Source organism: Lysobacter antibioticus, from assembly GCF_000731095.1.
Lineage (GTDB): Bacteria > Pseudomonadota > Gammaproteobacteria > Xanthomonadales > Xanthomonadaceae > Lysobacter > Lysobacter antibioticus_B.
Window position 1 is genome coordinate 36,858 of the sequence record NZ_JMTZ01000013.1, and the last position, 12,284, is coordinate 49,141.

The 12,284-nt window shown below is 63.8% G+C and carries 8 protein-coding genes; 3 read left to right on the top strand and 5 right to left on the bottom strand.

All coding sequences use genetic code 11. From position 1 onward, the window contains the following. Positions 1-193: 193 nt before the first annotated feature. The 3 genes from EX88_RS27050 to EX88_RS0105265 all read right to left on the bottom strand — a co-directional run bounded on the left by EX88_RS27050 (position 194) and on the right by EX88_RS0105265 (position 7,610). Complete coding sequence (locus tag EX88_RS27050; protein WP_235186199.1) at positions 194-5,026, bottom strand: RHS repeat-associated core domain-containing protein; 4,833 nt, start codon at positions 5,024-5,026, stop codon at positions 194-196. Between the two features lie 263 nt (positions 5,027-5,289). Further along, positions 5,290-6,468 carry a PilT/PilU family type 4a pilus ATPase gene (locus tag EX88_RS0105260; protein ID WP_051884544.1) on the bottom strand — a complete coding sequence of 393 codons (1,179 nt, stop codon included), beginning with the start codon at positions 6,466-6,468 and terminating at the stop codon, positions 5,290-5,292. 104 nt (positions 6,469-6,572) lie between these two features. Beyond that, positions 6,573-7,610: a type IV pilus twitching motility protein PilT gene (locus EX88_RS0105265; protein ID WP_031370959.1), complete on the bottom strand. Its 1,038-nt coding sequence runs from the start codon at positions 7,608-7,610 to the stop codon at positions 6,573-6,575. 196 nt (positions 7,611-7,806) lie between these two features. On the opposite strand from EX88_RS0105265, the gene EX88_RS0105270 reads away from it, so the two are divergent. The 3 genes from EX88_RS0105270 to EX88_RS0105280 all read left to right on the top strand — a co-directional run bounded on the left by EX88_RS0105270 (position 7,807) and on the right by EX88_RS0105280 (position 9,901). Continuing rightward, the gene (locus tag EX88_RS0105270; RefSeq protein ID WP_051884554.1) at positions 7,807-8,469 is read left to right on the top strand and encodes a YggS family pyridoxal phosphate-dependent enzyme; all 663 of its coding nucleotides are present in this window, start codon (positions 7,807-7,809) and stop codon (positions 8,467-8,469) included. Positions 8,470-8,594: 125 nt separating this feature from the next. Continuing rightward, positions 8,595-9,431: a pyrroline-5-carboxylate reductase gene (proC, locus tag EX88_RS0105275; protein WP_031370961.1), complete on the top strand. Its 837-nt coding sequence runs from the start codon at positions 8,595-8,597 to the stop codon at positions 9,429-9,431. Next, positions 9,428-9,901, top strand: coding sequence for a DUF4426 domain-containing protein (locus EX88_RS0105280; protein WP_031370962.1), 474 nt, complete (start codon positions 9,428-9,430; stop codon positions 9,899-9,901). The genes proC and EX88_RS0105280 overlap by 4 nt, the downstream gene beginning before the upstream one ends. Positions 9,902-10,127: 226 nt before the next feature. On the opposite strand, the gene EX88_RS0105285 is transcribed toward EX88_RS0105280, so the two are convergent. Beyond that, positions 10,128-11,111, bottom strand: coding sequence for a lipase secretion chaperone (locus tag EX88_RS0105285; RefSeq protein WP_235186201.1), 984 nt, complete (start codon positions 11,109-11,111; stop codon positions 10,128-10,130). Between the two features lie 21 nt (positions 11,112-11,132). Then, positions 11,133-12,077, bottom strand: a complete 945-nt coding sequence (locus tag EX88_RS0105290) for a lipase family alpha/beta hydrolase (RefSeq protein WP_031370964.1) — start codon at positions 12,075-12,077, stop codon at positions 11,133-11,135. Positions 12,078-12,284: the final 207 nt, after the last annotated feature.

A 12,284-nucleotide genomic window follows, 5' to 3' on the forward strand; every position in this document is an offset into this window, starting at 1 on the left:
CCCCCTCCTTAAGAATCCTCTTATTTCTTTCTTGATTTTTTGCATAGCCATTCGGAAATTACAAACAAACCAAAGAATAAGAAAAACGCCCAGCGCCAATAGGGAAACCCCCAACCTCCAGCAACAATGGAGCCGAAAATTCCAGCGCACAACAATATCAAACGCAGAAGTCGACTCACTCTTATCGTTCCAGTCAAGGAATACGTAGGGAATTCGGCTTGCCCGGCGACTTCATACCGAAACGTTGACATAGATCCACAGGAAGCAACGCTTCAAGATATGTTTCTAACAACAAATTAGACAAAAAGCCCCCGACGCCAGACAAAGTCACTCCCGTTCCACCAGTACCTGCACCGATTAGGCCCCCAACCAAACAGCCTGTTGCACACGCCTTAAGCGCCGAACAAGGATCGGGCGTACATTCCGAGCTGCATTGATTCAATGAGTCGCGCCCTATATCCCGTCTTTGCCAAACTCCTTTTGCAACACACTTAGTGAAGTCGCCGACCACAGCCCCCACACAGCCAGAAATACATCCAGCTACAAGCCCCTCAAGCATTGCAGTAGCCACAAGGTGAGGACTCAAACCGAGTCGGTCCATGTATTCCAAGGGCTTTGCGTTCGCGTACACAAATGTCCCTAACCCGCCTGCTTGGCCGATCGGGTCACTCTGCACATAACGACCAGTAGTCGCATCATAATTCCGGAAGTAGTTGTAGTTCAGCCCCGTAGCCGCGTCAAAGCTCTGCCCCAGAAACCGCATATCGAACACGAACGCGATGCCGTCCTGATCCGGGTCCTGGTTCGGCGGGTTGTTGCCGAAGGCTTCGCTCTTTGCGTCCCAGGACCAGACCGCGAGGTTGCGACTCGGGTCGATCACCACTCGCGGGGTGCCCAGGTGGTCGGGCTGCACGTAACGCAGGGTCTGCGCGACGCCGGCGCCGACCACCAGACCGACTGGGGCATCGCCCAGCCAGATGGCCTGTTGCTTGGTCGCACCGTTGGCGTCGTAGTCACCGAGCCAATGGCCGGCTTCATCGTACAAGGTATAACCAGTGATCACGCCGGTCGCGTTATCGGCACGCGAGACCAACTGACCTTTGGCGTTGTAGCGGTAGCTGGTCTTGACCACGCCGGCCTGCTTGACCTGGCTCATGCGGTCATTGGCGTTGTAGACGAACTCCCTGGCCGTGTCGCCGATGCTGGTGGTGTTGCCGACCGCATCAAAACTGCGACTGACGCCGCCGACATTGCTCAGGCGATGGCTAGTGCTCGGATAGCTGTAGTCGGTAGTGATACCCGCATGCAGCAGACTGGTGCGGTTACCGGTCGCGTCATAGCCATAGGTCTCCAATGGCGTGCCGGTGGGGCCATCGCGGGTGACCTTCAGCCGGCCTAGGGCGTCGTAGTCGTACTGAGCCAGGGCAGCGCTTTGCAAGCCATCCTTGAGCTGGGTCAACTCACCGACTTCGTTGTAGCCGTACGACAGCGACAAACCACCGCTGGCTGCATCGAAGATCGATTTCGGTCGGTAATCCTGGTCGTAAGTCCGCTGCAGATTGCGGCCATTCCCATAAGTCCACCCAGCGACGGGGCCGAACGGCTTGTAACTGGCATTGTTGAGCAACACGCTGCGCACGCCGCCGGCCGGCGTCACGCCAATTTCGGTGACCCGCCCCTGGTTGTCGCGGACGTAATCGGCGACTGCGCCATCGGGATAGGTCAGAGCTTGCAGTTGCCCTGCCAAAGTGTAGGCATAGCGCAAGGTGAAGCTCTGGCTGTCGACCGACTGCACTTTGCGCACGACTCGACCGAAGCGGTCGTAGCAGTATTTCAGTTCCGTACCTTCGGTACGCATTGCAATTACCCGACCGACTGCGAAGGTTTCTCCGGCGGCACAAACTGAGTTGACGGTGTCGTAGTCGTACTCGACATCGGCGTTGCCGCTGCCGTAGGACACGGTCTTCGGGCGTCCTACGGCGTCATATGTATAGACGTGCGGATTCGCGTCGTTGGCGTCCTGCTTGGTCGCCACCTGGCCGGCTGCGTTGTAGCTGAAGTTCGTGACGCCCGTGTCCGGACTCGACAGTTGCACCTGGTCGCCCAGGCCGTTGTAGCTGTAAGTGGTGCTCAGGCCCTTGGGATCGGTGACCTGGGTCACCCGGTCGAGTGCGTCGTACTTGTATTCGATCTTGGCATTGATGCCGCCGACGTCCTGCAGGGTCTTGGCCAAGCGATCGAGCGGATCGTAGTCGTTGTCGGTCTTGCGGCCGAGCGCATCGGTGGTGATATCGCCGTTGCCGTTGGCGTCGTAGCTGAAGCCGGTGGCGTGGCCCTGCGCGGTCTTGGCGGTCTTGAGCTGGCCCAACTGGTTGTAGACGCGCGACAGGGTCCGCATCAGCGCCCCGTTGCTGTCGTTCGTGTCTTCCTTGGTCCGGTTGCCCGCACTATCGAGCGTGTAATGGATGCGGTTGCCGGCGTTGTCGTAGATGTCGGTCAGGCGATGCGCCGCGTCGTATTCGTAACGCACGAACATGCCGTCGGGCTGGATGACTTTCTTGACCTGTCCGATCAGGTCGTACTCCATGCGGGTGATGGCGTCGTCGGCTTCCGAGCCATTATTGGCGCCGCGCACCTTGCGTGCCGCCAACCAACCGCGCGGTGTGTATTCCAGGTCGGTCACGACGCCGTTCGCGTCCTTGCTGGACAGCGCGCGACCGGCGACGTCGTAACGCAGGAATTCGGTGGCGTGGCCGAGCGCGTCGGTGATCTTCCACAGGTCGCCCTTGCGGTAGGCGCAGGTTGCGGGCGATGTGGCGCAAGTCGGGTCGTCGCTGGCGTAGTACGAATAACTGGATACGTCAGCCACATCCGTGCGCGGCCCATCGATGGCCTTGACCGCGCCGAGCACTGGGCAGTTTCCGCCTGCGGCGACATCGGCTGCCTCGCAGTAGGTCGTGGTCGTGGTGCGCTCGGCGTTCGTGACGGGATCGACCTGGGTCGAGGTCACGACTTGGCCGCGGTCGTTATGGGTCCACTTGGATTTGGCGACCAGGGCATTGGTGTTATCCAATACTCGGCGCTCGGTGGGCAGCGCGTAGTTGGGCCTCCAGTCCGTTTGCGTCGTCCGAGTGAACGCCGTGGTACCGCCGCCTGTCGTTAGCCCCGCCTTGCTGCTGATCTCGTGGAAATGGTCGTAGGTGAACTGGGTACGGACGTTGCGCGCATCCTGACTCCATTGCCGCCGATTATTCGAGTAGAACGCCGTACTCGCCCCCGCCAACGATCCATCGGTTACGGACATCGCGATCTTCGTCGGTTGACGAAACGCTTCCGTCGAGAATGTATAAGCCTTGGTCGAGCCGGTAGGAAGAGTGACCGTAGCTCCGCCGGCTGCGTCGTAGGTCAAGGTGACCTTGCCTGCACCACCCGCATGATCGCTGATCGTCACCCGACCCAGATCGTCGTAGTCGTAGGTCGCGTAACGCTGACCGTTTTCGTCAATAACACCGGTCAAATGATGGGGAAAGAGCGCCCCATTGCAACCGGGCACCACACTGCCGTTGGCCGCACGACATAGGTGCGCAACCTCGGCATAAAGGTACTCGCGCCCTTCACCAGCGCTTGCACCCGCCTTACTGGCATGCGTAAGGCGCCCGACACTGTCGTATACGTAATCTACGAGGACAGCCCCGTCGGCGGTCACTCGTGCCAGACGAATACCGTTGTCACCAACTCGCGGCGTCATCGCAGCCAGATAAGCGAAGTTGAGAGTTCGGCCCGAGAGGCTGCGAACCCTGAGCAGATCGCCATCAGCCAGGCACGCGCCCGATTGCACATCGGCGCTGGTGCAGTAATCAACATAAAAAGCCCGACCAGATCGATCGAAGCTGGCCAATCGCCCCTTATCGTCGAACCACTTCAATTCCTCCGACGCCATGGAAATCCGCCAACGCCCACGCAGAGCCGCAACCTCGTCTGATTCCTTGACGACAACAACGCCCGGGCGATTGGCGGACCCATAGGAAGATGTCGTTGAATTCCAAGTCAGATACTCGAAGTAACCATCGGAGGTAATCCAGGCTTCCGGCCACCCGCCAACCATTAACAGGCGCGTAGAGAATGAGTGCGCCCAGTTATCGGTCAAGCCCGATTGCAAAGACAAATCCCGAATGGAGTTATACGCGCGCGCAAAATCGCCGCCCTCCCAATCGAAATCGGTCTCGCGATACTCCTTGTTGCCGGTTGCCGCGACGGCAGGATTGCCGTCCTTGCAGCAAGAATTGTATTGCCCGGACTTCTTGGTGATAGTCGCGCGCGCTGTGTTATGGCAAACGATCGGCCACTTTGGATGTTCGGTCGTCGTGTGGTCGCCGAGCGCGGCAAACAGAGGCGGGCAGCGGTACCAATCGACGCGATCGATAGACCAATAGTGCGTCACCGTCGGTGTGAGCTGAAGATTGAATATGCGTCGTCCCTCGCCGACGATATTTCTATATACGTAAAGATAACCGCCAGAGGGATGCACCGTCCATTGCTGCGGCGTAGAAAGATCATAACTGCCGGTATAGAAACCAGGCGGATACGAATCGCCATAGGCCGATGAACGCCGAATTCTCTCGGCCATCGAAGCCTCGTCGTCGCACCATGTCGAACCATCCGGCGCTACCACACCAGGCACCTTGGTATCGCACCGTACGCTTCCCAGTGGCGAACCTGCCTTATAAAAATCGCCTACGAATGCAGCTATGGCCTGTCTCGGCACTTTGTAGGAATAAAGAAGCGAACCGGCACCGGGCATCTCCTGGGGCGCGCGCTCAAGCAAAGCATTGCCAATGGGCACGCTCGGCTCGGTCCTGATATAGCTTTCAGCTTCACCCAGGGTGTTGAAACACGCCGTCTCCTGCCCTGGCATATAGCGCGTGGCGCAGTACTGGTCCGCAGCAAGCGAAACACGGGGAAGCAGCAGGATCGCCAACGTCGCGCAGACGAGGGATACGAAGCGGAGCAATGCGCTATGCGCCATGACAGGTCATCCGATGAAGAGAGCCGCGGGGCGGCTGGAACGTCCTTGGTCCTGTGCAATCGATGGCGATGCCGGCGAGTACGTGAAAGCGACCGAGTCGGGCTTTTGCCCGTGGCGATGATCACGCTTGGCGATCTCAGGTTTCAAGACGCGCGCGCTGCAATTCGCCGATTTGTGAATTCAAGCAGCCAAAAGCACATAGACCGCAAACAAAAAACCCGGCCGAAGCCGGGTTCTTCATTTCTGACGATGTCGCCGATGCCTTAGCGCACTTCGGCCACTTCGACGCCGTCCATGCCTTGCGACAAGGTGCGCGCGTCGCCGCCCTGGGCGAGCTTGATGCGCAGACGCACTTCGTTCTGCGAGTCGGCGTAGCGCAGGGCGTCTTCGTAGCCGATTTCGCCGGCCTGGTAGAGCTCGAACAAGGCCTGGTCGAAGGTCTTCATGCCGAGCTGCACGGATTCCTTCATCAGCTCCTTGAGCTTGTGGATCTCGCCGTCGCGGATGTAGTCCTGGGCCAGTGGGGTGCCGAGCAGGATTTCCATGGCGACACGGCGGCCCTTGCCGTCCGGGGTCGGGATCAGCTGCTGGGCGACCACGCCCTTGAGGTTCAGCGACAAGTCCATCAGCAGCTGGTCGCGGCGGTCTTCGGGGAAGAAGTTGATGATGCGGTCCATCGCCTGGTTGGCGTTGTTGGCGTGCAGCGTGCACAGCACCAGGTGGCCGGTTTCGGCGAAGGCGATGGCGTGGTCCATGCCTTCGCGGGTGCGCACCTCGCCGATCATGATCACGTCCGGCGCCTGGCGCAGGGTGTTCTTGAGCGCGTTCTCCCAGCTGTCGGTGTCGATGCCGACTTCGCGCTGGGTGATGATGCAGCCTTCGTGGCGGTGGACGAATTCGATCGGGTCTTCGATGGTGATGATGTGGCCGGTCGAGTTCTGGTTGCGGTAGCCGATCATCGCCGCGAGCGAAGTCGACTTACCGGTACCGGTCGCGCCGACGAAGATGATGATGCCGCGCTTGGTCATCGCCAGCGTCTTGATGATCGGCGGCAGATTCAGCTCTTCGACGGTCGGGATCTTGGTCTCGATGCGGCGCAGGACCATGCCGACCTGGTTGCGCTGGTAGAAGCAGCTCACGCGGAAGCGGCCGACGCCGGTCACGCCGATGGCGAAGTTGCACTCGTGGGTCTTTTCGAACTCTTCGCGCTGCTGCGGGCTCATCACGTTGAGCACCAGATCGCGGCTCTGCTGCGGCGTCAGCGGGTTCTGGGTGATCGGGCTGATCTTGCCGTGGACCTTCATCGACGGCGGCATGCCCGAGGTGATGAACAAGTCCGAGGCGCGCTGGTGCGCCATCAGCTTGAGGAACGAGGTGAAGTCGATGGCGCCGGTAGCGGGGCTGGCCGGGCCGGCCGGATTCGGATTGGCTGGGTTGTTCATGGGGCTACCTCCTCGGGAGGTCTGGAACTAGGGGAAGTCGTGCGCAAGCGGCGATCGGCGCGATGCGGAGGCCGGCGAAGCGGGAAACTTCGCCGGCGGGCGCATCAGTCGAACAAACGCTTGTCCTTCGCGTACTCGCGCGCCTGCGGCCGCAGGATCATGCCGCGCTTGACGAGGTCTTGCAGGTGCTGGTCGAGCGTCATCATGCCGTGGCTCTGGCCGGTCTGGATCGCCGAGTACATCTGCGCGACCTTGTCTTCGCGGATCAGGTTACGGATGGCGGGGATGCCGACCATGATCTCCCACGCCGCGGTACGACCGCCGCCGACCTTCTTGAGCAGGGCCTGCGAGATCACCGCGCGCAAGGACTCCGACAGCATCGAACGCACCATCGGCTTTTCGCCGGCCGGGAACACGTCGATGATGCGGTCGACGGTCTTGGCCGCCGACGAGGTATGCAGGGTGCCGAACACCAAGTGGCCGGTCTCGGCCGCGGTCAGCGCCAGGCGGATGGTTTCCAGGTCGCGCAACTCGCCGACCAGGATGTAGTCGGGGTCTTCGCGCAAGGCCGAACGCAGGGCCTCGTTGAAGCCGTGGGTGTCGCGGTGGACTTCGCGCTGGTTGATCAGGCACTTCTGCGAGGTGTGCACGAACTCGATCGGGTCTTCGACCGACAGGATGTGCGCGTACTCGTTCTTGTTGATGTGGTCGATCATCGCCGCGAGCGTGGTCGACTTGCCCGAACCGGTCGGGCCGGTCACCAGGATCAGACCCTGCGGCTGCTCGATCAGCTGGCGGAAGATCGGCGGGCAGCCGAGGTCTTCCAGCGACAGCACTTCCGACGGAATGGTACGGAACACCGCACCGGCGCCGCGGTTCTGATTGAAGGCGTTGACGCGGAAACGCGCCAGGCCGGGAATCTCGAACGAGAAGTCGACCTCGAGGAATTCTTCGAAGTCGCGGCGCTGCTTGTCCGACATGATGTCGTAGACGAGCGCATGGACCTGTTTGTGGTCCAGGGCCGGGATGTTGATGCGGCGTACGTCGCCGTCGACCCGGATCATCGGCGGCAGACCTGCCGACAGATGAAGATCGGATGCTTTGTTCTTGACCGAAAACGCCAGAAGTTCGGCGATATCCATGCGTGCTCCCCGCACTGCAGGGACCCGTCAACCGGGTCCGTGAAAAGCCAGCCTCAAGGGCTTGATTGCAACTTCAAGCTGGAACCAAACCACCCCTGCGAGGCAGTATAGCCCCCTCACGGCATGTCCGATCCAGCCCTTTCACTACAGGATTCCCCTCGTGCACGAGCACGTCCTGCACGACATCTTGCATCAGTTGACGCATACGGCGCATGACGCCGGAAGGCCGGTACCTCGATTGCTTGCGGTCAGTAAGACCTGGGATGAGACGGCGGTCGCGAATCTGGCGCTGAAAGGGCAAACCGCGTTCGGCGAGAACTACGTTCAGGAGGCCCTGGCCAAGCAAACCGCGATGGCCGGGACCGCCGCGGCCGGGCTGGCGCTGGAGTGGCACCTGATCGGCCACCTGCAGTCGAACAAGGCCGCCGAGGCCGCCACGCGCTTCGATTGGGTCCAGACCGTCGACCGCCTGAAGCTGGTGACCGCCCTGGCCCGGTACCGACGCGCCGACCAGGCCGCGCTCAACGTATTGATTCAAGTGAATATCGACGACGAAGCCAGCAAGCACGGCTGCCGTCCCGAGGAAGTGGAAGCGCTGGCGACGGCCATCGCCGCCGAGCCGCGGCTGTGCCTGCGCGGGCTGATGGTGATCCCGGCGCCGCACGGCGAGCCGGAACTGCTGCGCCCCGCGTTCCGGCGCAGCAAGCAGTTGTTCGACTCGCTCACTCAAACTCACCGCAGCGTCGACACCTTGTCGATGGGCATGAGCGACGACTACGCGGTGGCGATCGCCGAGGGCTCGACCATGGTCCGGATCGGCACCGCCCTGTTCGGCGCGCGGACCAAACCGCAGACCTGACCTCCCCGGTGCCTGGGTGCCTGGGTGCCTGGGTGCCCAGACGGACACTGCGGACACTGCGAGCGCGGCGGACGCCGCCGACGCCGGTTGTTATCCTGCGCTCCGGTTTTCCGCAGTGGTCGAACATGTCCGAATCCGCTTCCCTCCCCTCCGGGTCGATCGCCTTCATCGGCGGCGGCAACATGGCGCGCAGCCTGATCGGCGGCCTGGTCGCCCGCGGCGTCGCCGCAAGCGACATCCGCGTCGCCGAACCCGTCCAGGCCCTGCGCGAAGCACTGCAGCGCGACTTCGGCGTGCAGTGCTTCGACGACGCCAGCGTCGCGGCCGAGGGTGCATCGCTGTGGTTGCTCGCGGTCAAACCGCAGGTCATGCGCGAGGTCTGCGCGAGCCTCGCGGCGCAGGCCGCGGCGCAACGCCCGCTGGCGATTTCGATCGCCGCCGGCATCACCGCCGGCCAGCTCGACCGTTGGCTCGGCGGTGGCGCCGCGGTCGTGCGGGCGATGCCGAACACCCCCGCCCTGCTCGGCGCCGGCATCACGGGGCTGTACGCCAATGCCGCCGCGGCTCCGCGTTTCGATCAGGCGGCGAGCCTGCTCGATGCAGTCGGGCCGACCGTGCGCATCGACGAGGAAGCGCAGATGGATGCGGTGACCGCGGTCTCCGGCAGCGGCCCGGCCTACGTGTTCCTGCTCGCCGAAGCGATGCAGCAGGCCGGCCAGGCCCAAGGGCTGAGCGCCGAGGCGGCGCGCGCCCTGGTCCGGCAGACCCTGCTCGGCGCGGCGACCATGCTGACCCATAGCGACGACCCGGCCGAAGTGCTGCGCGCACGCGTGACCTCGCCGGGCGGCACCACGCAGGCCGCGATCGAGACCTTCGAGGCCGGCGGTTTCCGCTCCCTGGTCGACCGCGCGATCGCTGCGGCGACCGAGCGCGGCCGCCAGTTGTCGGCGGCGAACGAATGAACGGCTTCGCAGGCAAGGCCGCGGCGGGATTGATGCTGGCGCTGCTCGCCGGCTGCGGCGGCGAGGGCCCGGCGCCGGCGCAGAACCCGAATGCCGCGCGCAGCGAAGAAGTGGTGCGCATCGGCGACATCAGCGTGCGCGCCAGCGCCATCCAGGCCAAGCAATTGTCGCCGGCGATCGCGCAACGCTACGGCGCCAGCCACGACGAACGCACAGTGCTGGTGGTGGTGTCGCTGCGCAAGGGCGACGATGCGACCTCGGTGTCGGTGCCGGCGAAAGTCACGGTGACCAGCGTCGACCTGCTCGGCCGCAAGCAGGCCCTGAGCATGCGCGAGATGCGCGACGGCGACCTGCTCGACTACGTCGGCGTGGTCGCGATCTCGCCGCCGGACACCTTGCGCTTCGACGTCAAGGCAGTCGGCGAACAGGGGCAGCGCTATACCTTGCAGTTCAATCGGGATTTTTTCTGAGGTTGTCGGTCGCACATCCATTCACCCCGCTTTCGCCGGGATGACGAGCAAGGGCGATGGACGTTTGGATGTAGCGGGTCGTTGCGCAGCGCAGTCGTTGACCATGGCGGTCGCGGCTCGTGACCGCAGGAAATCCAGTAGGACGCCGCTCCTACCCTTTGGCGACGTGGCGGGGGTAGGAGCGGCGCGAGCCGCGACCACGACACTACGACCGCCGACGCAAGCTCTATGGCCCCGGCAACAACCCATTGCGCGTCAACACATCGACGCGGCGGCGTTCGTTGGCGTCGAACCCCTGCAATAGCGAAGCCATGCGCTGCCGGCGCTGGCTGTCGCTGAGCGCGGTATCGGCCAGCACGCGTCGGCGCTGCGCGGCATAGCGGCGCAAGCGCTCCTGCCATTGCGTCTTGCGCGCATCCAGAGCGGCCAGGCGCTGCGCGGCCTCGCGCCCGAACAAGGCTTCGCGTTCGGCGTAACGCGTGGCGGCGTCGACCTGGCGCAGTTCGAAATCGCGGCTTTGCCGCACGGCGCTGTCGAGTTCGAGGCTTTGCGCCTGCAAGGTCTGGCGTTGCGGGTCCAGCGCATCCAGTTCGGCCAGGCGCCTTGCGCGCGTGGCCTCGTCGAGGCTGCGATCGGCTAACAACCTGCGCCGAGTAAGCGCATCGTCGTAGGCACGCTCTTCCTCGCCATACCAGGCCTGCGCGAGTTCGGCGCCGAGGCGTTCGCGGCGCAGCGAACGCACCCGCGCCACTGCGGCCGTCATGTCGCGGGCCTCGTGTCCGGCTACGACCGAGTCGCGCTCCAGGGCGACATAGGCATCGAACCAGGCCAGCACCGTCGCCAAGGCATCGGCGGCCAGCCGCGGCTGCAGATGCGCGATCAAGGCGACGCGGATCGCTTCCGGCGATTGCTCGCCGATGCGGCTGAGGAAGTAATCGAACAAGCGCCGCAACTCGCGATCCGGCTGCGGCCGTCCCTGCGCGTCGACGCGCACAGCGCCGTCGACGTCGGTGTCGCGCAGGGAGTCGGACGGCGACGATGCCGTCGTGCCCGTCGCCGGGCCGCCCGCAGAGGCCACAACGATCGATGGCGGATCGATGTCGCGCACCGCGGTCACCGCCGAGGTGGTGATCGCCGACCCGCGGTCGCGGCTCGACAGCCACCACCCGCCCGCGAGCATCGCGGCGAAGGCACACGCCGCCGCGAGCATGCCCGGCACCGGCCGCATCGCTTACAGACCGGCGTTCTTGAGGCGGTTGACCTGACTGCGATAAACGCTGGTCGGGCTGGAACTGAAGAGGCCGCGCAGGCCGGCGATCTGGTTGACCTCGTCGAGATGGTTCCAAGCGTAGTCGTCGCGGATCACCTGGCCCCAATGCGAGGAGCAGCGCCCGACCAGGCCGTCGTTGGCTTCGCCGCCGAACAACAGGCCGCCGGCGACCATGGCCACGTCGGAGGCATCGAGCAGGTGGGTGCCGCGCGAGGTGCCGCCGAGCGAGTAATAGCGAATGCCGTTGACGCTTGCGGCGCCGGAACCGCAGGCGGTGGTCGGCGCGCCCTGCGGGTAGCGCGCGTTGAACCGCGCCGAACCGGCGCTTTCCAGCGCGGCCAAGGCGGCCAGCGAATCCTGGGTGTCGTCGCTGCCCGACAACAGGCCGATCAGGCCGGCGAAGGCGTTGGCGAACGAGGCCACCAGAGGCCGCAGCGGCGAGCCTTCCGGCAGGGTCGTGCCGACGAAATCGGCGACCTTGCTGCCGGCATGCGGCGAACCGACCGACGTCATCGACGCGACCAGGTCGGGACGCACCGCCGCGACATAGCGCGCGGTCGGGCCGCCCTGGCTGTGGCCGATCAGATTGAACTTGCCGTAGCCGTGCAGGGCCTGCAGGTGTTCGAGCTGGTCGATCAAGGCTTCGCCGCGGACTTCGTTGGATTGGGTCGCGGCCACTTGAGCGACGTGCACGCGGGCGCCACCGGCGCGCAGGGCCTCGGGTATGCCGAACCAGTAACCGTAGACGCCGCCGATCGCGTCGAAACCGAACAAGCCGTGCACCAGCACCACCGGGTAGCGGGTCCGGGTGTAATCGTCGGCCGATGCCGGGAACACGCCGGCCAACAGCAGACAGGCCAGCAGCAGCGGTGCGCGCAACAGGCGCCGGTAATGAAGTCGCGACATGATCCCTCCGATCGTGGGTGGACGTCGGCAGGCACCGACGGCCCGACTGTACGAAGCGGTATGGTCAACACACGCCGCGCTGCACCATACGGCGACGAACTGTGATCCCGCCGTGCGATTCCGCCGTTTACCCCGCCTGGAAGGGCCTGCGATTGCTGCGCTGCACCCAAATCTGCGCCGAGTCGCCCTGCCGCCGGCCATGGGCCC